Source organism: Flagellimonas meridianipacifica, from assembly GCF_003001695.1.
Classification (GTDB): Bacteria; Bacteroidota; Bacteroidia; order Flavobacteriales; family Flavobacteriaceae; genus Flagellimonas; species Flagellimonas meridianipacifica.
The window spans coordinates 1,574,394-1,595,023 of sequence record NZ_PVYX01000001.1; the positions used below are offsets into that span (position 1 = coordinate 1,574,394).

At 40.7% G+C, this 20,630-nt stretch carries 22 protein-coding genes; 14 read left to right on the forward strand and 8 right to left on the reverse strand.

The features are described from left to right. Positions 1 to 3 precede the first annotated feature (3 nt). Genes CLV81_RS07260 through CLV81_RS07285 form a run of 6 tightly spaced genes read right to left on the reverse strand, consistent with a single transcriptional unit; the run spans position 4 to position 5,205 of the window. Positions 4 to 1,869 carry a DUF7800 domain-containing protein gene (locus CLV81_RS07260; RefSeq protein WP_146129855.1) on the reverse strand — a complete coding sequence of 622 codons (1,866 nt, stop codon included), beginning with the start codon at positions 1,867 to 1,869 and terminating at the stop codon, positions 4 to 6. Positions 1,870 to 1,897: 28 nt separating this feature from the next. After that, a complete protein-coding gene (locus CLV81_RS07265) occupies positions 1,898 to 2,302 on the reverse strand; it encodes a Fur family transcriptional regulator (RefSeq protein ID WP_106144360.1) in 405 nt (134 codons plus the stop codon). Between the two features lie 10 nt (positions 2,303 to 2,312). Further along, a complete protein-coding gene (locus CLV81_RS07270; RefSeq protein WP_146129856.1) occupies positions 2,313 to 2,750 on the reverse strand; it encodes a hypothetical protein in 438 nt (145 codons plus the stop codon). Positions 2,751 to 2,754: 4 nt separating this feature from the next. Then, positions 2,755 to 3,195 (reverse strand): hypothetical protein, encoded by a 441-nt coding sequence (locus CLV81_RS07275; protein WP_106144362.1) that lies wholly within the window; start codon positions 3,193 to 3,195, stop codon positions 2,755 to 2,757. Beyond that, on the reverse strand, positions 3,188 to 4,582 hold the full coding sequence (locus tag CLV81_RS07280; RefSeq protein WP_106144363.1) for an ABC transporter permease: 1,395 nt from the start codon (positions 4,580 to 4,582) through the stop codon (positions 3,188 to 3,190). Before CLV81_RS07280 ends, CLV81_RS07275 begins: the two co-directional genes overlap by 8 nt. Further along, positions 4,579 to 5,205 (reverse strand): ABC transporter ATP-binding protein, encoded by a 627-nt coding sequence (locus CLV81_RS07285; protein WP_245911953.1) that lies wholly within the window; start codon positions 5,203 to 5,205, stop codon positions 4,579 to 4,581. The genes CLV81_RS07280 and CLV81_RS07285 overlap by 4 nt, the downstream gene beginning before the upstream one ends. Positions 5,206 to 5,333: 128 nt before the next feature. On the opposite strand from CLV81_RS07285, the gene CLV81_RS07290 reads away from it, so the two are divergent. After that, complete coding sequence (locus CLV81_RS07290; protein WP_106144365.1) at positions 5,334 to 5,741, forward strand: MerC domain-containing protein; 408 nt, start codon at positions 5,334 to 5,336, stop codon at positions 5,739 to 5,741. Between the two features lie 17 nt (positions 5,742 to 5,758). Continuing rightward, the gene (gene folE, locus CLV81_RS07295; protein ID WP_106144366.1) at positions 5,759 to 6,424 is read left to right on the forward strand and encodes a GTP cyclohydrolase I FolE; all 666 of its coding nucleotides are present in this window, start codon (positions 5,759 to 5,761) and stop codon (positions 6,422 to 6,424) included. Positions 6,425 to 6,461: 37 nt separating this feature from the next. Here the strand turns inward: folE and CLV81_RS07300 are convergent, their stop codons facing one another. Together CLV81_RS07300 and CLV81_RS07305 are read right to left on the reverse strand one after the other, a co-directional pair. Beyond that, positions 6,462 to 7,793, reverse strand: a complete 1,332-nt coding sequence (locus tag CLV81_RS07300) for an alkaline phosphatase D family protein (RefSeq protein ID WP_106144367.1) — start codon at positions 7,791 to 7,793, stop codon at positions 6,462 to 6,464. Positions 7,794 to 7,954: 161 nt separating this feature from the next. After that, positions 7,955 to 9,163 (reverse strand): FG-GAP repeat domain-containing protein, encoded by a 1,209-nt coding sequence (locus tag CLV81_RS07305; protein WP_106144368.1) that lies wholly within the window; start codon positions 9,161 to 9,163, stop codon positions 7,955 to 7,957. 357 nt (positions 9,164 to 9,520) lie between these two features. Between CLV81_RS07305 and CLV81_RS07310 the strand changes: the two genes are divergently transcribed. The 12 genes from CLV81_RS07310 to hypE all read left to right on the forward strand — a co-directional run bounded on the left by CLV81_RS07310 (position 9,521) and on the right by hypE (position 20,629). After that, on the forward strand, positions 9,521 to 10,480 hold the full coding sequence (locus tag CLV81_RS07310) for an NADH-quinone oxidoreductase subunit B family protein (RefSeq protein WP_106144369.1): 960 nt from the start codon (positions 9,521 to 9,523) through the stop codon (positions 10,478 to 10,480). A gap of 26 nt (positions 10,481 to 10,506) precedes the next feature. Beyond that, entirely contained in the window at positions 10,507 to 12,099 is a 1,593-nt protein-coding gene (locus CLV81_RS07315) for a nickel-dependent hydrogenase large subunit (RefSeq protein ID WP_106144370.1), read from the forward strand. Positions 12,100 to 12,198: 99 nt separating this feature from the next. After that, on the forward strand, positions 12,199 to 12,678 hold the full coding sequence (locus CLV81_RS07320) for a hydrogenase maturation protease (protein WP_106144371.1): 480 nt from the start codon (positions 12,199 to 12,201) through the stop codon (positions 12,676 to 12,678). Next, a complete protein-coding gene (locus CLV81_RS07325; RefSeq protein ID WP_106144372.1) occupies positions 12,675 to 12,992 on the forward strand; it encodes a hypothetical protein in 318 nt (105 codons plus the stop codon). Before CLV81_RS07320 ends, CLV81_RS07325 begins: the two co-directional genes overlap by 4 nt. Further along, on the forward strand, positions 12,989 to 13,255 hold the full coding sequence (locus tag CLV81_RS07330; RefSeq protein WP_106144373.1) for a hypothetical protein: 267 nt from the start codon (positions 12,989 to 12,991) through the stop codon (positions 13,253 to 13,255). Before CLV81_RS07325 ends, CLV81_RS07330 begins: the two co-directional genes overlap by 4 nt. Then, positions 13,230 to 14,705, forward strand: a complete 1,476-nt coding sequence (locus CLV81_RS07335) for a hypothetical protein (protein ID WP_146129857.1) — start codon at positions 13,230 to 13,232, stop codon at positions 14,703 to 14,705. The genes CLV81_RS07330 and CLV81_RS07335 overlap by 26 nt, the downstream gene beginning before the upstream one ends. A gap of 4 nt (positions 14,706 to 14,709) precedes the next feature. After that, complete coding sequence (locus tag CLV81_RS07340) at positions 14,710 to 15,057, forward strand: hydrogenase maturation nickel metallochaperone HypA/HybF (RefSeq protein WP_106144375.1); 348 nt, start codon at positions 14,710 to 14,712, stop codon at positions 15,055 to 15,057. A 3-nt stretch (positions 15,058 to 15,060) separates the two neighbouring features. Then, entirely contained in the window at positions 15,061 to 15,759 is a 699-nt protein-coding gene (gene hypB / locus CLV81_RS07345) for a hydrogenase nickel incorporation protein HypB (protein ID WP_106144376.1), read from the forward strand. A gap of 5 nt (positions 15,760 to 15,764) precedes the next feature. Beyond that, the gene (hypF, locus tag CLV81_RS07350) at positions 15,765 to 18,020 is read left to right on the forward strand and encodes a carbamoyltransferase HypF (protein WP_106144377.1); all 2,256 of its coding nucleotides are present in this window, start codon (positions 15,765 to 15,767) and stop codon (positions 18,018 to 18,020) included. 3 nt (positions 18,021 to 18,023) lie between these two features. Continuing rightward, entirely contained in the window at positions 18,024 to 18,299 is a 276-nt protein-coding gene (locus CLV81_RS07355; protein ID WP_106144378.1) for a HypC/HybG/HupF family hydrogenase formation chaperone, read from the forward strand. A 3-nt stretch (positions 18,300 to 18,302) separates the two neighbouring features. Continuing rightward, positions 18,303 to 19,397, forward strand: a complete 1,095-nt coding sequence (hypD, locus tag CLV81_RS07360) for a hydrogenase formation protein HypD (protein WP_106144379.1) — start codon at positions 18,303 to 18,305, stop codon at positions 19,395 to 19,397. Between the two features lie 158 nt (positions 19,398 to 19,555). After that, complete coding sequence (hypE, locus tag CLV81_RS07365) at positions 19,556 to 20,629, forward strand: hydrogenase expression/formation protein HypE (RefSeq protein WP_245911954.1); 1,074 nt, start codon at positions 19,556 to 19,558, stop codon at positions 20,627 to 20,629. The last annotated feature ends 1 nt before the right edge of the window (position 20,630 follow it).

Sequence of the window (20,630 nt, forward strand, 5' to 3'; positions counted from 1 at the left end):
GGATTATCGCAATACTATTTCATCAATAAGATTCAAGGTGTCAGGATTAACCACTTTCATTTTTACCGTTTTTCCGTCCACATAAAACAGACAAACGGCATTTTCTACACTAAAGGCTTTGGTGTGTTCACTCCAAGGTAATACTTCCTGTGCGTAGTATGGTGCTCCTGCAGCCCCGTTGTTGATTTGATAAATAGGTCTTGAAACGTTCAGTTTTTCATGTGGATAATCCTCAGGGTATATAGTAACCTCGTCTGTTAATTTCAACCGATTGTAGTTGTGTTCATCTCCTGTTAAAATTGCAAGTACCTTTTTGCTTTTGTTTATGAGAATGTTGAGGTATTGGTCGCGTCTTTCAATAATTCCTTTTTCCAATGGTTTCCCAGCAACAAACGGTCGTTTTTCATTGTTTCCACTGTACCACATATCATCACGGCTATGGCCCCCATTCGGAAAAGCTGGGGTGTGCTGGGTCACAAAAATATGATCAATGGTGTCATCCTTTTCAAGTGAAAGAATGGTATTTTCCAACCACTCCAGTTGATTGTCCATAATATAACCATGTAGACCTCCAGAGGTAGCCGTGTTTCTTGAGAGACTTGGAGCGTACCAATAATCACTGTTCAATACTACTACGGCTACATTGTCGTATCGATAGTGAAAAACATTTTCCGAATATGAAGGGAAATCGATTGTTTGTGGAGAAGGGTCATAAGTACTTCCGTCTTCACTTTTTAAGGTGGATATAGGGTTTACAAAGGCTTGGGCAAAAGAAGCCTCGGCGGATTCAGTATCATAAGGAAATTTGTCAACAAAACCTTTACTTCTTCCTGTACTATCTCGGAATATATGCCCCAAGGCTTCATGATTTCCCATACCTACCTGAAACGGCATATAATGCCAAAAAGGCTCCACGGCTTTCTTCCAATTGGTATACTGCACTTGGGTTTCAGCATTGGTTTGCAAGTATCCGTTAATCAAGTCTCCGCTGAATTGCATGAAGGCGGCATCATTTGCGTATGCGACCGCAGCAATTTTCTTCATTATATAGGCATTGGCTCCATAAATCTTGCGCTCACCACCCCCTGAAGCATGCCTGCTATCGCTCGTGTAAGCAAACACGAATGGAGTTTTGCTTCCAGGTTTCGGGGCTGTTTTCAAATGATATTCCTGTGTGAAGTTTCCGTATTTGATTGAATACTCGTATTTAGTATCCGGCTTGAGGTTGGATACTGCAATCTCATGGTGGGTTGCAGAGGGACTGGTAATGGATTCGTCGTTTATCTGTAAGGTTACCTCTATAGGTTGTGTAGTGCTGAACCAAATAGTGGCACTGGCATCTGTCAACAAATTAATAAAAGGGCCTTCATAGATGGAAGGTGCCAATGAAAATGGGCCTGCACCGGTTAGGGAAACCTCTCCATCATACACCACCATACCTTTTTCATCAGCGAGGCGATAGCCTATGGAAAGTATTTGATTCTTCTGCCAATCGACAAAATCATATGGATAACGAAAATCCCGTTTGATATTGATATCGGCCTTTCCCGACTCCAAAGTTTTTACGAATCGGAAAACCGGTAGCGGGTGAGGTGCTTTTCCATAAGGAATAAGCCCATAGGTAATAGTGCCTTCAAAATCTCCAAAATCCATGGTGACTCCTTCTTCGGTTCCTTGAGGATTGCCAAACAATTGTTCAAGACTGTAACGTGCTTTACCTGCTGAAGCATAATAGCGTTGACCGTTATCTTCCAGGAAAAGTCCATTTTCATCATTTTTGATATTGCTATGACTTTTTGGTACGACAATGTTTTGGGCAAAAATCATGTTCACCAGTACCAGGGAAAGGAAGGTAATGTGTTTTTTCATTGTTTGTTTTATTGGTTTCGTATAGTTTTTAGCATTTTGAGCAAATACCTTTTATTATTGTTTGGACATTTTTGGTTTTAAATCCTTTTGGTACGTTTAATTGAAGAGGGGTCGATACTTCCATACAATACACCGTTTCACAATTCTCACAGACAAAATGTGCGTGGTCCTGACCTCCTTTGGGCAATTCCCCGAACGCATATTTGGATGTTCCAGAATGGTCATTGATTCTGTGGATAATACCTGCTTGTTCGAAGCTGGTCAAGTTGCGATATAGCGTTGATTTATCAATCTCATTTTTTAGTGCAAGTTGTAAATCATTGTAGGATTGCGCATGTTTCAACTGCAAAAAATGATGGAGTAGGGCCATACGAACCTTCGTTTTTTTCAAGCCCTTCTCTTCCAAAATCTGTCCGAAGCTCATCTTTTCCATTAGTAAATCCTTATTTGAAACTTACTGCATTCGCATTTTCAATTCGATAGTAGGATGCATTTGGATCGTTACCATTCAAGTGAAACGTCCCTTCAACTGAAAGCAATGCATCCATGCCGTAGGAAACCTTTTTGTCGAATTGTAAATCCACAATGGATTCTGGCCCTCCATTTCCACAGAAAAAACAGGATGCCATTGGGTTTTTGGACAAAAGATATATGGATTGTTTGCCGTCCAAAACCAGCAAATATCCAGTAATACTGATTTTTTTTCCTTCTAAAGCTCTTAATCTGGCTGAAAACGTCGCCTTTTCAAAGCCTGGTATCAGCGCATTGGGAGTATGCGATTCCCAAAAAATCCCATCTGATAAATCTTCCCAAGTAAGGGTAGTTTGTGTTCGACCTTCGGCGGCCATCAAAAAAAACACTATGACTGCAAAAACCCGCATTATCTTAATTCACTAAACGACCAGTGGCTTCACTAAGAATATAATTGCAGTGGTCCACATCGTTGGCATTGAGTTCAAGTAGTCCCGTAATAACTACAATTTGATCGGTTTTAAAAGAAGGTTTTTCCTTAAAACTGACCTCAATTATGGTTTCTGGACCTGAACCCCCACAAAAGAAACAGGAAGCCATTGGGTTTTGGGACACCAGAAATATTTCTCCACTTCCGGAGATATCCAGAAAATAGCCTTTAATACTGACTTGTTTGCCCTTGTACGACATAATCTTATCACCAAAAGTGGGCATCAAAAAATGGACCCCATACTTTTCATTGAATTGGGCCTGAAAATTTACATCGGCAAAGTCTTCCCAGGTAAGCTGTTTCTGAGCAATGGCAGAAGTGCTAAAGCAAATTAGAACAAAGAAAAGCAAAAGACGATTATTCATTGGACAATGTTTTAGCTACGTTTAATTTAAAAATTGAAATAGAAGCCATCAAAGCGGCAAAAATTGCCAGTATTAAAATAACAACCATAAGTGAAAGCTCTATCATTTCGGGGCCATTTACTTGAAATGTGTACCCGTACGTGGCACTCATGTAACCAGATAAAATCCAGATGCCTAAGCGTCCTAAAACCCATCCTGATACAAATCCAATAAGTGCCAAAAACAATCCTTCCAACAGCGCCAATCCAAGGAGTTGTTTTGTCTGGAAACCATATGTCCTCAAAAGCGCAAGCTCCTGTCTTCTTTCCCGGATGGTCTTTAAAAGGCTTATAAAGATACTCAATCCTGAAACTAATAGGATGGCCAAAGCTATTCCATTTATGGTTGTGGCTCCTGAACCTAATAATCCCATTAATCTTTGTATTTCAAAACCTGGCAAAGCAGCTTGTACGGAAGTGTTTTCATTAATGAATCTGGGAAGCTGAACCATTCCCAACGGACTTTTAAACTTAACCAAGAGCGAGGTAATCTCTAAATTTTCATCTTCTTCATGGTCATGGTCATGTCCTTCGTGTTCTTTGTGGTCATGCTCTTCATGGTTGTGATCGTGTTCTTCATGTTCATGATGTTCGTGTGCCTCATGACCTTCATGGCTATGTTCATGATTTTCGTGCTCGTGGTCATGTTCGTTGTGGTTGCCGTGCTCTTCTTCATTTTCATGAGAATCATGGTCATGATGTTCGTTACTGGATTCATTATGTTCTGAATCGTCATGGCTATGGGCTTCCCAAACACTTTCTAAGTTTGAAATCAATAACTGATCTACTACTGATCCTGTGGGCTGAAGGATACCTACCACTTCATACGGGTGGTGGTCGTGTCCCTCCCCTCCATCAACTAAACCATGTGAACTGGTGAATGTGTCGCCTAAAGCAAGGTTTAACCTTGTGGCTGCTCCATTACCTACTACGACTTCGAAAGATTTTTGGAAAAGTCGTCCTTCTTGTAGTTTCGCGTTATATTTTTCGAGGTATTCTAGTTCGGTGCCCAACAATCTATATCCTTTATAGTTATCGCCATAAGAAACAGGAATGGTTTTTTCTACAAAAGGATGATTTTGCAGCATGGCAACGTCCTTTAACTTTATATTTCCTGTAGGGGCATCTATGTGAAGTACGGAGGATAGAACCAGTTGTAATGGACTTCCTTTCGCACCTACGACCATATCAAAAGGTGCAATGTTTTTGTTCAGTTGACCACTTAATTGCTTGTTTAGTTGCAGGACAAAGGTTACCAAGGAGACGCTCAAGGACAGGAGCAATAAGCTCAGTAGTAAATTAAGCGGTTTGGATACCATGTTTTTATATGCCAAATACCCTAAATTCATAGCTCAACCCGATTTTGAAAGTGAGACATTACTCGGAGGTCATGTGTGATAATTACCAAACTGCTTTTACAAATCTCGGCTTCTTCTTTGAGAAGGTTTATGACCTTAACACAGTTCATATCGTCCAGATTGGATGTTGGTTCATCTGCCAATATTATTTTAGGCCTATGGATTAAACCAAGTGCAATGGACAGGCGTTGTTGTTGTCCTTGACTTAATTCGGTAACCTTTTTGTCCAAGTATTCAGATAGTCCCAATCTCTTAGTAAGTTGAAGTCTCCTTTGTTTATCAATAGGGTCTTTAAGAACACTCTGGCGGAGGAGAAGATTGTCCTGTACGTTTAGGGATTTGATAAAATGATACTGTTGGAAGATAAGTCCTATTTGTTCACCTCGAAATTTATCCATTTCTCTTCGTGAAAGCGAGTCCAGTTCTTTTCCGTCGATTGCCACATTCCCCTTTAGGGGGGGCAATAGTCCTGCCATTAAATATAGAAGTGTTGTCTTGCCTATTCCTGAAGGGCCTATTATTAGCAAATGCTGCCCTGGGGAAAGGTCTATGTCTGGAAAAACCATTTCTTGTCCATCCCCATATGCGTATGTGAGACTTGACGTTTTAACCATTTGTTTGTTTTGACAAAAATAAACATAAATGCAACGTAGTTGCATTTAAAAATAAGCACTAACTTTGCCAAAAATCTGATTTTTGTTTTTTTATGTTCTAAAAGAGCATGTTAAAAAAGTTATAATTAATGACGTTTACGCAGGTATCACTTAAATCTGATTGGATTGGAATGTTTGCCAGTGGGCTTTGTTTAGTTCATTGTTTGGCAACGCCATTCCTTTTTATAGCACACGCTGGTATAGGCATTCACGGGGAGGCGCACCCATCTTGGTGGGGGATTTTGGATATCGTTTTCTTGGTTCTTTCCTTTTTTGCGGTGTATTGGTCTATCCGTAAAACCAGTCAAAGTTGGATTAAGTTTGGTTTTGGTATTATTTGGTTGCTCTTGGCGTTAATTGTATTGAACGAAAAATTTGAAATGCTTTACTTGCCCGAGGCGGCCATATATCCACCGACCCTAGGTTTAATATTTCTTCATTTCTATAACCGACGGTACTGTCAGTGCGATGACGATACTTGTTGTGCCGACAGTTAGACTTCAAAACTATATTTATGGACAAATCCCAAATAGAACTCTTAGGAGACAATCATATTGCTACATCTGTAAAAACTCCTATGAGGGCGGATGCCTTCGATCGTTCGGATGATGAAAAAATAGAGAACATCCAATCTCATTTTTACAAAATTATGGAGGAGTTGGGTCTTGACCTTACCGATGAAAGTTTATCCGGCACGCCCTATCGATTTGCAAAGATGTACGTAAAGGAATTGTTCTATGGTTTGAACCCCAACAACAAACCAAAAATATCCACTTTCCCTAACACCTATGGGTATCAGCGGATGCTCGTGGAACAGGATATAACTATAGACTCTTCTTGTGAACATCATTTCTTACCCATAGTGGGAAAGGCACATGTGGCCTATATACCAAAGGATAAAGTGGTGGGTCTGTCCAAAATCAATCGTTTGGTGGATTATTATTCGCATCGCCCACAAGTTCAGGAACGACTTTGTCTTCAAATTCTTACCGACTTACAGGAAACACTGGAAACCGAAGATGTAATTGTAATGGTTCATGCGAAACACCTTTGCGTTTCTTCACGTGGAATCAAGGACAAAGAAAGCTTCACCACGACCCTTGAATATGGTGGCAAGTTCAAGGATGATAAACTTCGGCAAGAATTCTACGGGCTTTTGGAAAACAATTTCAAAGAGTAAAAGCCTCAACGGCACGAAGAAACAGTTATTTGCCCTTTCATTTGTATTTCAAATCTTGGGCTTTGATGTCTTTGCTCCATAGCTCTTTTCCATCTTTATCCAATATTTTAATGTTAAGAACCCGATTGGAGCGAGGGCCACTAACATTTAGAATGCCAAAGTTATGTTGCCCTACCACGGTTCCTTCCAACTTGTATTTGTTAAGTTCCTCTTTGTTATTATTAGAGCCAGCAGTTAATGAGGAACAGGTCAAATCATAGATGGGATAAACCTCTTCACTTTCCTGCATTCTACTTAAAACGGTATGGTGTCTATCGCCATCTAAGAAAACCACTCCCTCGATCTTGGCCTCCCTTATCTTATCGAGTAGATATCTTCTTTCCTTCGGAAAAGTGGCATAGTTCTCATAATCGGCTTCGGTACTAAGCACCTGCCCACCAATGGCAATAAACTTGAAGGGAGCATTACTGGAAGCCAAAGCGTTGATAAGCCAATCAATCTGCGCCTTGCCCAAGATTTCACGTTCTCCGGTAAAGTTGTCGTTTGATGTTCTGAAATATCGATTATCCAACAAGAAAAACTGCAAATCGGCCCACTGAAAAGTGCCGGTTATCCCGCCTTTATCGATTACATCGTAATTGGGATTGCCCCAAAAAAGCTTAAAGATTTCTGCTGTAGTTTTCTTCTCCCAAAAACTACTATCTGCATTGTTTGGACCAAAATCATGGTCATCCCAAATGGCATAGTGGTGCGTTGAGGCAAGAAGAGCCTGAAGTTGAGGTAGTGAACGGGTATGGGTGTAATGATGCAAAATTCCTGTTCTGGAATTCCAATCGGGTTCTCTTAAGTACGTATTGTCTCCCAACCAGAGCATAAAGTCCGGTTTTTTTAGATGAATGGACTCAAATATTTCATGTTCACTGCCATAGGGCTTACCTGGTCTATCAAAACGCTCTTCATTCACATAATTGCAACTTCCAATCGCAAAACTTACTTCAGGTGGATCTGTCCTCCATTGCCAGAGTGTTTGCGATTGGAATTCCATGGGGTAATTCCTCTGAATCCTTTCACCGTTCACAAATAATTCATAGTTGTATTTCTTTCCTGGCATGATTTTATCCGCTATCAACTTTGCGACAAAACCACTTTTAGATTCAGTTTTAAACGTTTCTGTTTTGAAACGATCACTAGGATTTCCTTTATCAAAATACTCGAAATGAACATCGGAAGAGGTGGTAGTTTGGACCCAAAGAAGTGCTTCGCGCATGGTGGAATATCCTACCATAGGTCCAGATTGAACTAAGTCCTGTGCAAGACCGAAATGGACATTGATAAGTAATAGAAGGATAAAAAGCAATCTGTTTTTCATTACAAAATAGTTTTGCCGTTGGTAAACTAGTAAGGAAAACAAAAATAAAGGTATTCCGTCACTCAATGTTTTGATAAGCTGAAGAAAATATTACCATTAGGTATACCGTGGTCAAATGTGACAAGGAATTGCACCCATTCTTCTTATTTCTACGGAACATTTCATTGCTTCTTCCCGAAAAGCAGAAAATCCTGTGAGCCACGATTACTAAGAAAAAGATCTTTGATTCCGTCTCCATTCAAATCCACAAAATCGATATCAAAACCTCTTCCACTTATGCTTTCTGGGATTATTGTTCCTGTTGCATCGGTAAACGAGCCTTTGCCATTGTTCAAATAGACACTGAAGGGTGTTAAACCGCCAAATCTGGGCCCATTGGTATTGCCGGTCATAATGTCCGCATCGCCGTCATTGTCAATATCCAAAAACGTGACCCCAAAACAACGGTTGTTGTCTTTGGGTAAATGGGTTTCGGTGATATCTGCGAAAAAACCCTTACCATTATTTAGAAGCAATCGGTTCTGTCTAGAAGCATTCTCAACAAAAGCCTGTACATTACCGTATAAAATATCCAAGTCCCCGTCTCCATCAATATCCGCCACGTCTACTTCACGTGTTTCCTCAGGTGCCGTTCGGTAAGGTAATCTATCTGAAGATTGGTCTTCAAAAAAGCCTTTTCCATCATTGATTAATATACGATTCGCATCTTCGTTACCAAGTAGTAAATCTTCATCCCCATCATTATCAATATCGGCAAGGGTAAGGTCTTGCGTTACGTCTGTAAATTCACCAAATCTCTGTGCAGTTTCATCCTTGAAGTATCCTTTTCCATTATTTATCAGTACGTTGTTCTGTCCATTATTTCCAATCAAAACATCCGGAGAGCCATCGTTGTTAATATCAAAAACAACCACGGAATTGGATATGCCCTCCACAGGAATCCTGTTGCCTTCATCCCTAAAAGTACCATCTCCATTGTTTAGGTACAGTTCATTGGTTTTATCATCCTCGCTCACCACTATAATGTCCAAATCCCCGTCTAAATCAAAATCAGCAATACCAATATCTTCGCTGTCGTAATCTACCTGAGGTATGCGCAAACTGCTTTCATTGGTAAACTTTCCCTTTCCATCATTAATCAGCAGGATATTCGGTCTATGCTCATTGGCAATCAAAATGTCCAGATCACCGTCGGAGTCCAAATCTGCAATTCCTGCGTCCATTGAAAGTAGTTGCAAGTCCTCATGGGGCAAATGTGTTTGGGTTGCATTTACATAAATAGAAGCTGAAGAATTCGGGTTGATCCTTTTTTGACCGTAGTTGAGTTGCCAAAACCCAATTGCCAGAGATAGTATGATTATCTTTTTCATGTATTGATTTTGTAGGGATTTAAAAACCTATCACTGTTATAAAAAAAGAGCTAGTTCTTGATGGTTTCTGGAATTCTCAAGAGAGTACTTTTTAAATGATAATACTACTTCAAATTTATAACTATAAAATCAGTTTTGGCCTCATTCAGTAAAGGTTCAAAGGGGCAGTAAATTTGATTCTAATTTGACTCATTCTAAATAACTTTCAACTCTTTGAATTCTCCCAGTAATTTGCCATATTACTAATAAATTAACAAATTTTGGCATTCTGTGTAATTGAAATTCAAAAAATATTAAACAAAATTCAATTTTGTTTAAGGATTTCTAAAGGTCGCCAAACATCTTAACTAAAAAATTATGGCAAACGTTTTATGGTTACAAGGAGGTGCATGTAGTGGTAACACCATGTCCTTTTTGAATGCTGAAGAGCCCACCGTGGTCGAATTGATTACGGATTTTGGACTGAAAATTCTTTGGCATCCGACCACGGGTCTTCAAATTGGAGATCAAGTGCAGGACTTATTAAAGGATATTCTGGATGGAAAAGTCCAAATGGATATTCTGGTGTACGAAGGCTCTTTGATTCAAGGACCTAATGGTACGGGAACTATGAATTATTTTGCAGACCGGCCCATGATGGATTGGATTAAGGAACTTTCCGAAGTGGCGGGTTACGTGGTTGCCATTGGAGATTGTGCGACTTGGGGAGGTATCCCAGCCGTGCCGCCAAATCCAAGTGAATCTACTGGGCTACAATTTCACAAAAAAGCCAAAGGAGGTTTCTTGGGGGCAGATTACGTTTCCAAGGGAGGACTTCCAGTTATCAATATTCCGGGATGCCCAGCGCACCCTGATTGGATTACCCAAATTTTGGTAGCCATTGCCGTAGGAAGAATCGGAGATGTTTTAATCGATGAATATCACAGACCAAAAACGTTCTTCACCAATTTCGTACAGGACGGTTGTACCAACGTAACGAATTTTGCCCAAAAGGTTGATGGCGGATTTGGCAGACGAGGCGGATGTCTCTTTTATGAGGTAGGTTGTAGAGGGCCAATGACCCGTGCAAGCTGTAATAATATCCTATGGAACAGACAATCCAGTAAAACTCGGGCAAACCATCCTTGCTTAGGTTGTACTGAACCTGGTTTTCCCCATAACGATCTTCAGAAGGGGAGCGTCTTCAAAACTATGAAGTACTTGGGCTTTCTGCCTAAAGAAGTCCCAACAGGTAGAACAAAATTGGCCTATTACATGGAAGCTGGATTCCAAAAAGTGCTTCCAAAAAATCATAAGGTAATGGAGGCCTCAAAATAACTGAAAACAAACTATAACAAAATAAAATGGCTGTTAAAGAATTAAATATATCTCCCGTTGGCCGTGTTGAAGGGGATTTGGATGTAAAAGTGTACATCGACCAAGGTAAGGTCACCAAAGCCCATACCCAAGCGGCAATGTTCAGAGGCTTTGAAAAAATAATGGCGGGAAAAGACCCTCAATCAGGACTAATTGTAACTCCAAGAATTTGTGGTATTTGTGGTGGTTCGCACCTTTACTGTGCATCTTCTGCGTTGGATACTGCCTGGGGAACCAAATTGACTCCTAATGCATTATTGTTGAGGGCAATTGGTCAAGCTTCAGAAACATTACAAAGTATTCCAAGATGGTATTATGCCATTTTTGCAACTGATTTGGCTAACAAGAAATTTGCCAACAGGCCCTTATATAAGGAAGTGGTAAAACGCTGGTCTGCCTATGTTGGGGAAACTTTTCAAATTGGACTTACGGCAAGTGCGCTTCCGGTTCAAATCTATGCATTATTCGGCGGACAATGGCCGCATTCCAGCTACATGGTCCCAGGTGGGGTAATGTGTGCGCCAACCCTGAAGGATATTACCAGGGCACATGCCATATTGAAGCAGTTTAAAAATGACTGGTTGGAACCCGTTTGGTTGGGCTGTTCAATCGAACGCTATATGGAAATCAAGTCCTGGGACGATATGCTGGCCTGGGTAGAGGAAAACGAGTCACAAAAAAATAGTGATTTAGGTTTGTTGATCAGAGCAGGTTTAGAATTTGGATTGGACAAATTTGGACAAGGAGTTGGTAAGTTCTTGACCACTGGCACCTATCTGCATAAGGACTTGTACAACAATCCAACCATTGAAGGTAGGAACCATGCTTTGATTTCTTCAAGCGGTTTCTTTGATGGTGAAAATTGGCATGAGTTTGACCACCTAAAAGTGAGTGAGCACGTCAAGCATTCCTGGTTTGGTGATCAAGAAGATGGGTTGCACCCATGGGACGAGCCCATTCCTACCCCTGTTGAGTCCAGTCCGTTGGAGCATACTGACTTTAGTGGTAAGTATAGTTGGGCCAAATCTCCAAGATACGATGGGTACGCCTGCGAAACGGGACCATTGGCACGTTGCGTAATGAACGCTAATCCTAACAATAAAGAACATCAGATTCGAGATCCTTTATTTGGGGACATCATAAAGAAAATGGGACCAAGTGTGTTCACCCGTGTTTTGGCAAGGGTTCATGAAGCGCCCCGCATTTATAAATTCATCGAGCAGTGGTTGTCAGAGATTGATTTGGATGGTGAGTTTTATATCAAACCGGAAGAGAAGGATGGAAAGGGCTTTGGAGCAACCGAAGCAGCAAGAGGAGCTTTGGCGCATTGGATTGAAATTGAAAATGGTGTTATTAAAAACTATCAGGTTATGGCGCCCACCACTTGGAATGTTGGCCCACAAGATGGTAATGACAACCCTGGACCTATAGAAAGTGCCTTGATGGGCACAACTATTGAAGACCCTCTGGATCCAGTAGAAGTGGGAATTGTTGCCCGTTCATTTGATTCTTGTTTGGTATGTACGGTACATGCCCATGATGAAAAAAGCGGTGTCGAACTTTCAAAATTCAAATTATAGGAATTTAAAGGTTAAACAAAACAAGAATATTTTGAGACCTGTTGGGAATAATTAACCCAACAGGTCTCACTTTTCAAAAACCGATTTTAACTGTAAGCTATGAAAACAGCCATTATGGGCTTTGGAAACCCAGTAAGAAGTGATGACGCCATAGGTATTTACGTGATTGAAGAGCTCAGTAAAACTGTTGAAAATACTGACGAAATCAGCATTTTTGATATGGGCACTTCTGCTTTTGAAGTCTTGTTCGGACTTAAAGGACATGACAAAATCATCATGGTTGATGCGGTTATCAACTCAAATGAACCCGTTGGAACTTTGTTTAAGGTTCCAGCTGAGGAAGTTTTGAGAGCTCCGCAAGATGACCCCCTTGTTTTTTTGCACGGAATGAAATGGGACCAAGCGCTTTCCTATGCAAAGAAAATATTGGGCGAATCCTATCCGAAGGACATCAGCGTGTATCTAATAGCAATCGACAACACAAAATTGGAAATTGATTTAAGCGCTCCGGTCAAGGATGCTGGAGATAAAGTAGTTGTACATATTCTTGAAGAATTAAAGCAATTGAAGGTATCATGAGTTCAGGTCTCTCTTTGCGTTCATCGCACGTTTATTTAAGTGCAGAGTTGGCCAAAAAGGTATTTCAACAAGTGCACTATGCCTATGTCACGTATGTCAAGGACAAAGGACATTTATTGATAACGCCTGTAAGTAGTCAATGGTTTGTAAAAATGTACGAACCAACTCAGTTTTTACTGAAGGACCGAAATCTAAGGGGAGATAAAACCCTTGCCCTACGGGAAATTTTTATTGATAATGAACTTGATAGTACGGATCGCGATTTGGATTATGAGTGGATTGAAAAAACAAACCTCATTAAGGTAGCCATGTGAAAAACAAGACTGATAATAATGATGATTGGTTACTGGATGCTGAGGTACAAACAAGAGTTGTTGAAGAGAAAGGAAGATGGGTGGTCTCGCTTGTTTTTATTGACACCAAAGACCCTTCTCGAATTTTGGTCAACGAGATTGCGGATTATAGGTCAAAGCGATTAGCTGAAATTGCAGCTTTGAACATGAAACAAACGGCAGAGAAAGACCCAAGGGGCACTCAAAAAGTGAAAAAGGATGATTACGATATTAACAACAACTGAGCACGAATTCCATATTAAGGAAATGATTGATTCGGTGGACCGGTTAAATGAATTGGTCCAAGTATCGATTGAGGATACACCTTCGGAAAAAAGCGATAAAATACTTCGCATAGAAGGGAAGAAAATCCATTCAACTATTGATTGGTTCGATACCGAACCTCCTTACCTTTTTCCTTCCGTGGAATTGAGTGAAGGCAATTTGTTAGCTATCCTTTTCTATAAAATAGGAAACGAGCAACAAGCCTTTCAATATGTTTCGGAATCGGATACGCTATACAAGCATTTGTTGTTAGCCACCAAACTGAAGTTTGGTTATGAAATTGAACAGGAAGAGCAATCCGATTTGAGTGCGCATAACAAAGCCATTCTACATCACTATGGCAATCTCTCTCCAAGAATCAGTTTTAATGAGTTGCGAGAACTTTACGCAAATGCCCTTCAACAGGCGAATAGTGCCGATGTAAAAAGCTATACGGCCAAACACTATCTCAATCTGTTATTGGATGCTCAATTGTTTGAAGATACCATAGTGGCGAGTGAAGCCTTCCTTAAAGAGGCAAAATCGGAGGCTGCCCAAATAGCCTTATCAATTCAATGGTGCACCGCTAGGTTTAAAAATTTACAGCTTCCCTACGATTCAGATACGCTAAAAAGCATCTTAGTAAAACAAGAAGAATGTATTCAATATCTTCAATCACATGATTTACATTTAAATGCAGCCCTATTGGCCATGGAAGCCTGTGATGTAGCCAATTTTCTAGGGGATTTTCCTTTGGCCAAAGAACACATCAATATGGCTATCAAAACATTTAAAGTCGAAGAGGCCACTGAATTTTTGGGGGAGGCCGGTTTGAAAAAAGCACATTTGCTATACCACTGGTCCAAGAATGGAAGTCCACAATATTACAAGGCTGCGATTAATGCCTTTCAAGACACCTTGAAGGTCTTTAAAAAAGATAGTTATCCAGATTACTTTGCAGAAATCCAGCATTCCTTGGCATTAATTTATTCCGAGATTCCTGCACCGCCAGATGAAAAACCGATGTGGACCGCGTTTTGCGCTTCGGCTTTTAAGGAAGCGTTGGAATTCTATACAAAGGAGACACGCCCCTACGAACACGCCATGGTTTGCCATAATTATGCTACCGCTTTGATGGATTTTCCACCTGCAAAACTTCACAACAATCATGAAAAGGCCTATGGTCTTTTTGAAAAGGCTTTGGAAATCCGAACTAAAGAAAAATATCCTACCGAACGTGCATTGACCCTTTTGAACCAATTGGAACTGGGTTGGCTGATGCACAATGAAGATGGAAAAGAGGAGGAAAAAAGGTTAGAATCCATGCGAAGAAAGGCAGAAGAAATAACATCATTGGTGACCGATGAAAATCTATTGAATCGAGCCAAGGAACAACTGGAAAGATTAGATAGATTAAAGACCATAATTTAAGCTTATGCACGAGACATCCATAGTAAATAGCATTATGAAGACCTTGGAATTGGAGTTTGAAAAAGAAAAGCTCGATAAGATGAAGTCCATTCACCTAAAGGTGGGCATTCTTTCCAATATCGAACCTAGGTTACTTCATAACGCCTATAGTGCATACCATATGATGCATCCGGAGTACAGTGCTGTTACCTTGAATATAGAATCCACAGAGCTCAAAATTCAATGTGAGGTCTGTAATCATATCACCCAGATTAAGAATTATCGGTTCCTCTGCGAAAACTGTGGACGACCAAGCAAGAATATTATCCAAGGAGAAGAATTGTTAATACATAAAGTTGAATTTGAAGATTAAATCATGATAGAAAAGTCACCCAAAACCGCTAGAGGTTCCGTACAGTGTGAAAACACCAACATACACTTATTAAAGGCCAACGATTTTGTTGCGGATATCATCCGTAAAGAAATCGCAAAGACCAAAACCCTTTTGATTAATGTTACCTCTTCGCCGGGAAGTGGTAAAACCACGTTGATGCAAAAAACCGCTGAAAAGTTGAAAGACAAAATCAACATGGCCGTGATGGTTGGGGATTTGGAAACCGAACGGGATGCCGAACGCATTCGTGAAACCGGAATTCACGCCCTTCAAATCGTTACAGGGGGTATATGTCATTTAGAAGCACAGATGGTGCATCAAGTACTAGATAAGTTTGATTTGGAAAACTTGGACCTATTATTCATCGAGAATGTTGGGAATTTGGTTTGTCCTGCTTCATTTGATTTGGGAGAAGACTACCGAGTGACCTTGTTGGCCACTACAGAGGGAGATGACAAACCTAAAAAGTATCCTAAAATGTTCTTGACCACGGATTTAATGCTGGTCTCCAAGTCGGATTTATTGCCTTATCTACCCTTTACGTTGGAAGCAGTTACAAAGGATGCTCGAGAGGTAAATCATGAACTGGAAGTCATCCAGATTTCTTCCCTAACGGATGAAGGTATTGATGAATGGTGTGACTGGTTAGTGGAAAAAATAAACGATAAGAAAGGCTTTTAAGCCGAATGCTTAAAACCTTCAAAATACAAGTAGGAGGTCAAGTACAAGGAGTCGGGTTTCGTCCCTTTGTCTTTAACTTGGCCCAAAAACACCAACTAAAAGGTACGGTAAGCAATAATGCCAATGGGGTATTGATTTATGTGAATGGAACAAAAGAGGAGTTAATGAATTTTATGGAGGACATTTTGGAAAAAGCACCAGATGCTGCCATCATCCAAGGTCATTCTATGGATGAAATTGAACCCAGGGAATTTGAAAACTTTTCCATTGTTCCCTCTCAAAAAACCGCCAAAGTAGCGATACCGCTCACAGCGGATTTTGCCATTTGCAACTCCTGTAAAAAAGAAATTCAGGACCCAAGCAATCGTAGATATCGTTACGCCTTTACCACCTGCACACAATGTGGACCAAGATATGCCATCACACAAAAGTTTCCTTTTGAAAGGGCGCTTACCACAATGGGCCAGTTCACTATGTGTGAGAGTTGTGTGATTGAGTATAAGAACCCAAAGGATTCCAGATTCCATTCCCAAACCAATAGTTGTATTGATTGTGGAATAAAGATGAAGCTACTAGCGAATTCAGGAGAACCGATTTCTGTCGAAAATGAAAGAGAGATATTGAGTACTGTCGCACGTTTCCTAAAGGAAGGAGCGATAGTGGCTTTGAAAAATACTAGTGGTTATCTCTTATGTGCGGATGCCACAAATCCCGAAGTAGTCAAAAAATTACGAGAACGAAAACAGCGTCCGACCAAACCGTTTGCTTTGTTGTATCCGAACATGGAAAAAATCCGTGAAGCCTTCCATGTATCCAATCATGAACAGAGAGCTCTTGAATCGAGAGTTTGTCCTATTGTGCTTCTAGATGCCAAGCAACAAACAAAAGGGCACCTTGCTGAGGGAGTAGCTCCTGGATTAGACCGTTATGGGGTCATGTTACCCTCAAGTGCCTTGTTGACCTTACTTGCAATAGAAACACAAACCCCTTTGGTAGCTACAAGTGGAAATATTCACGGTTCACCTATTCTTTCCTCGGAAAAAGAGGCTAGAGAAAAGTTGAGTACTGTAGCAGACTACTTTTTGAACCATAACTTGGAAATTGTTTTTCCTCAAGATGATTCGGTAATGCATTTCGCTGATAAGCAACGAATTTTACTGCGCCGTTCCAGAGGATTGGCTCCTAATCTTATGGGATACACGCCCAAGCCTAGCGAGAAGGTGTTGGCTATGGGCGCACATTTAAAAAGTACCTTGGCATTTACTCCTAATGGACACACCTATCTAAGTCCGTATTTTGGAAATTTAGATTCTTACGAGGTATTGCAGCGTTACACGGACACCCTACAACGTTATACCCAACTATTTGAAGAATTGCCTGAAGTGGTTTTGGTAGATAAGCATCCTGCTTATCAAAGCACGATTTTAGGAAAAGAACTCGCCACAAATTGGAAAGTTACCGTGGTTGAGGTGCAACACCATAAAGCACATTTTGCAGGTGTTTTGGCAGAGCATGATTTGTTCGAAATCAAGAAACCTGTTCTCGGAGTGATTTGGGACGGAACTGGTCTGGGTGACGACGGTATGATTTGGGGTGGGGAGTTTTTTGTGTATCAGAATCACCAAATAGAACTGAAGGCACATTTTGAATATTTTGACACCTTGGCTGGGGATAAAATGGCTAAAGAACCTCGATTGTCATTGTTCAGTTTAGTCAATTCGGAAGCTGAGGTTGAAGACAAATTTTCAAAAGCTGAAATTAAGATTTACCAAAAACTTAAGGAGAACTCAAAACTCGGAACATCATCGGTTGGCAGATTGTTTGATGCGGTTGCTTCTTTGTTGGATGTATTGGATGTTTCCACCTATGAAGGAGAAGCTGCGCTGCTTTTGGAAAATCTGGCTTGGCAGTATCCAGGGGAATGTATCGATTTGTTAGAGGGCAAATCCTTTGGAAATGTTCCTTCAAAAGCAATTATGGAACGCCTTATTGCCTTAAAACATAAAGGAGAATCCAAAGCCAAATTAGCAGCCAGTTTCATTTATACCTTGGCAAGGGTAGTGGTTAAAATGGCAATTACTTTTAAAATATCAACGATTGCCTGTAGCGGGGGTGTGTTTCAAAATCGCCTTTTGGTACAGACTTTAATGGGTATGGCTGAAGAAGATGACATTAGCTTCCTGTTTCATAAGGAAATGTCAAGTAACGATGAAAATATAGCACTGGGCCAATTGGCCTATTACCAAAACATAAAAGAATAAGTTATGTGTTTAGCGATTCCAGGAAAAATTAAAAGTATTGAGACCATCCACAATGGTCTGGTGCGTATGGCGAAAGTTTCCTTTGGCGGTATTACCAAAGAAGCAAGTTTGGAGATGCTCCCGGATGCAAAAGTGGACGATTATGTATTGGTTCACGTTGGGGTGGCAATTAGTAAAGTGGATGAAGAAGAGGCCCAAAAAACGTTCAGCTATTTGGAAGAAATAGGAGAGTTGGGCGAATTGGAAGATGTGGACGAATATTTACCAAAAAAAGAGTAGGTTATGAAATATTTATCAGAGTATCGTGACCCAGAGTTGGCAAAAAAGTATTTGGAGGAAATCAAGAATACGGTTTCAAGACCGTGGTCCATTATGGAAGTCTGTGGCGGTCAGACCCATAGTTTGGTGAAGAACGGAATAATTGAGATGTTGCCGAAAGAAGTCACTATGATTCACGGCCCGGGTTGCCCTGTTTGTGTTACCCCTTTAAACCTAATTGATAAAGCGGTTTATTTGGCACTGGAAAAAGGAGTTATTCTCTGTTCATTTGGAGATATGCTTCGCGTACCCGGTTCAGAGAAAAGCCTCTTGGAAGCAAAAGCAGAAGGTGCGGATGTTCGTATCCTTTACTCTCCGCTGGAAGCTGTAAAAATTGCTGAAGATTATCCTGAAAAGGAAGTGGTCTTTTTTGCAGTCGGGTTTGAAACTACGGCACCAGCCAATGCCCTTTCGGTGATTCATGCACACCGAAAAGGATTGAAGAACTATTCCATATTAGCTTCGCATGTGCTTGTACCACCCGCAATTAAAGCCGTAATTGATGATGAAAAAAGTCGAATCGATGGTTTTTTAGCGGCAGGTCATGTTTGTACCATTATGGGTAATGCAGAATACCATCCGCTTTCTGCAAAATATAAGGTGCCTATTGTTGTCACCGGTTTTGAACCTTTGGATGTGCTTCAAGGTATTTTAATGGTAATTCGCCAGTTGGAACAAAGCCAGTCTGAAGTGGAAAATCAATATGCGCGTATCGTCCGTGAAGAGGGTAATGTCGAAGCACAAAAAGTAATCCACGAAGTATTTGAAGTTCAAAATCAAATGTGGCGTGGTATTGGGGAAATCCCGATGAGTGGATACGGTGTAAAATCGAAATATGCGGACTTCGATGCCACAAAAAAATATGAAGTTTCCATTGAAGAAGCACCGGAAAATCCGGAATGTATATCGGGTCAAATCATGAAGGGTATCAAGAAACCTTTTGAGTGTGCCCAATTTGGTAAAAAGTGCAAACCTTCCAATCCGTTGGGTGCTCCCATGGTAAGCAGTGAGGGTGCATGCGCCGCATATTATCATTTTTCGGGGATGGTGGAGGCGTAAAGAAATTAATTAGGTTGTTTCTTGAAATGGTGGGAGTAGCAGAAAACCGTCATTCTGAACTTGTTTCAGAATCTCATCCAGATGCCGTCAATCATTTAAAAGAGATGAGACCCTGAAATGAATTCAGGGTGACGAAAAGTATCATGATTAAAACAGATATGCAAAAAATAAAATCAAGAGAGAAAAAGTTACGCATGCAGTTGCAATGTCCCATGCCCAAATTGGATTTTGATGTCATTACTTTGGGTCACGGTAGTGGTGGTTTATTGACCAACAAATTGTTGGATAGTGGGGTTTTTGACCTCTTATCGAATCCCATTTTAGATACTCGCCATGATGGTGCATTTCTAGAGCTTGAAGGTAAAACCGCATTTTCTACGGATAGTTTTTTGGTATCCCCTATATTCTTTCCAGGAGGAAATATTGGCGAATTGGCGGTTAACGGTACGGTGAACGATTTGGCCATGTGTGGGGCTATCCCTAAGTATTTATCCTTAAGTTTTATCATTGAAGAAGGACTTAAAGTTTTAGAGTTTTGGGAGGTCTTGGTAGCCGTGAAGTTTGCTTGTGAAAAAGCAGGGGTGCACGTAGTAACTGGCGATACCAAAGTGGTTGAAAAAGGGAAGGGAGATAAAATCTTCATCAATACTTCGGGGATAGGAAAGGTTCATTCCAAAGCAAATATCTCAGCTAGCAACATCAAAAAAGGAGATAAAATCATCATCAGTGGACAAGTGGCTACCCATGGTATGGCGATTATGTCCGTTCGGGAAGGATTGGAATTCGATTCTGAAATACAGAGTGATACGACCAATTTAAATCATACCATAATTAGTCTTTTGGACCAGTTTGGGGAGAGCATTCATCTGTTAACTGACCCGACTCGTGGAGGTGTGGCCACCGTGTTAAAGGAAACGGCGCAATCCATTGATTTGGGTATTGATATTTTCCAAAAGGATATCCCCATCGATGATCAGGTTGCCAGTGCTTGCGAATTATTGGGGCTTGACCCGCTTTATGTCGCCAATGAAGGTCTTTTTATTGCTTTTGTGGCGGAAGAAGTTGCAGAAGACTTCCTGTCAGAATTGCGGGAAGACGGGAATGGATTGCACGCAAAAATAATAGGCACGGTTACAGAACAACATCCTAGACAGGTCATTTTGGAAAGCGCCATTGGTGGAAAACGGGTGGTCAGCATGTTACCTGGGGAACAACTACCACGGATCTGTTAGT

Bases quoted from the DNA above. Each gene is read 5' to 3' on its own strand.
- CLV81_RS07260 (WP_146129855.1), bottom strand. From the start codon at position 1,869: ATGAAAAAACACATTACCTTCCTTTCCCTGGTACTGGTGAACATGATT.
- CLV81_RS07265 (WP_106144360.1), bottom strand. From the start codon at position 2,302: ATGGAAAAGATGAGCTTCGGACAGATTTTGGAAGAGAAGGGCTTGAAA.
- CLV81_RS07270 (WP_146129856.1), bottom strand. From the start codon at position 2,750: ATGCGGGTTTTTGCAGTCATAGTGTTTTTTTTGATGGCCGCCGAAGGT.
- CLV81_RS07275 (WP_106144362.1), bottom strand. From the start codon at position 3,195: ATGAATAATCGTCTTTTGCTTTTCTTTGTTCTAATTTGCTTTAGCACT.
- CLV81_RS07280 (WP_106144363.1), bottom strand. From the start codon at position 4,582: ATGAATTTAGGGTATTTGGCATATAAAAACATGGTATCCAAACCGCTT.
- CLV81_RS07285 (WP_245911953.1), bottom strand. From the start codon at position 5,205: ATGGTTAAAACGTCAAGTCTCACATACGCATATGGGGATGGACAAGAA.
- CLV81_RS07290 (WP_106144365.1), top strand. From the start codon at position 5,334: ATGACGTTTACGCAGGTATCACTTAAATCTGATTGGATTGGAATGTTT.
- folE (WP_106144366.1), top strand. From the start codon at position 5,759: ATGGACAAATCCCAAATAGAACTCTTAGGAGACAATCATATTGCTACA.
- CLV81_RS07300 (WP_106144367.1), bottom strand. From the start codon at position 7,793: ATGAAAAACAGATTGCTTTTTATCCTTCTATTACTTATCAATGTCCAT.
- CLV81_RS07305 (WP_106144368.1), bottom strand. From the start codon at position 9,163: ATGAAAAAGATAATCATACTATCTCTGGCAATTGGGTTTTGGCAACTC.
- CLV81_RS07310 (WP_106144369.1), top strand. From the start codon at position 9,521: ATGGCAAACGTTTTATGGTTACAAGGAGGTGCATGTAGTGGTAACACC.
- CLV81_RS07315 (WP_106144370.1), top strand. From the start codon at position 10,507: ATGGCTGTTAAAGAATTAAATATATCTCCCGTTGGCCGTGTTGAAGGG.
- CLV81_RS07320 (WP_106144371.1), top strand. From the start codon at position 12,199: ATGAAAACAGCCATTATGGGCTTTGGAAACCCAGTAAGAAGTGATGAC.
- CLV81_RS07325 (WP_106144372.1), top strand. From the start codon at position 12,675: ATGAGTTCAGGTCTCTCTTTGCGTTCATCGCACGTTTATTTAAGTGCA.
- CLV81_RS07335 (WP_146129857.1), top strand. From the start codon at position 13,230: ATGATTACGATATTAACAACAACTGAGCACGAATTCCATATTAAGGAA.
- CLV81_RS07340 (WP_106144375.1), top strand. From the start codon at position 14,710: ATGCACGAGACATCCATAGTAAATAGCATTATGAAGACCTTGGAATTG.
- hypB (WP_106144376.1), top strand. From the start codon at position 15,061: ATGATAGAAAAGTCACCCAAAACCGCTAGAGGTTCCGTACAGTGTGAA.
- hypF (WP_106144377.1), top strand. From the start codon at position 15,765: ATGCTTAAAACCTTCAAAATACAAGTAGGAGGTCAAGTACAAGGAGTC.
- CLV81_RS07355 (WP_106144378.1), top strand. From the start codon at position 18,024: ATGTGTTTAGCGATTCCAGGAAAAATTAAAAGTATTGAGACCATCCAC.
- hypD (WP_106144379.1), top strand. From the start codon at position 18,303: ATGAAATATTTATCAGAGTATCGTGACCCAGAGTTGGCAAAAAAGTAT.
- hypE (WP_245911954.1), top strand. From the start codon at position 19,556: ATGCAAAAAATAAAATCAAGAGAGAAAAAGTTACGCATGCAGTTGCAA.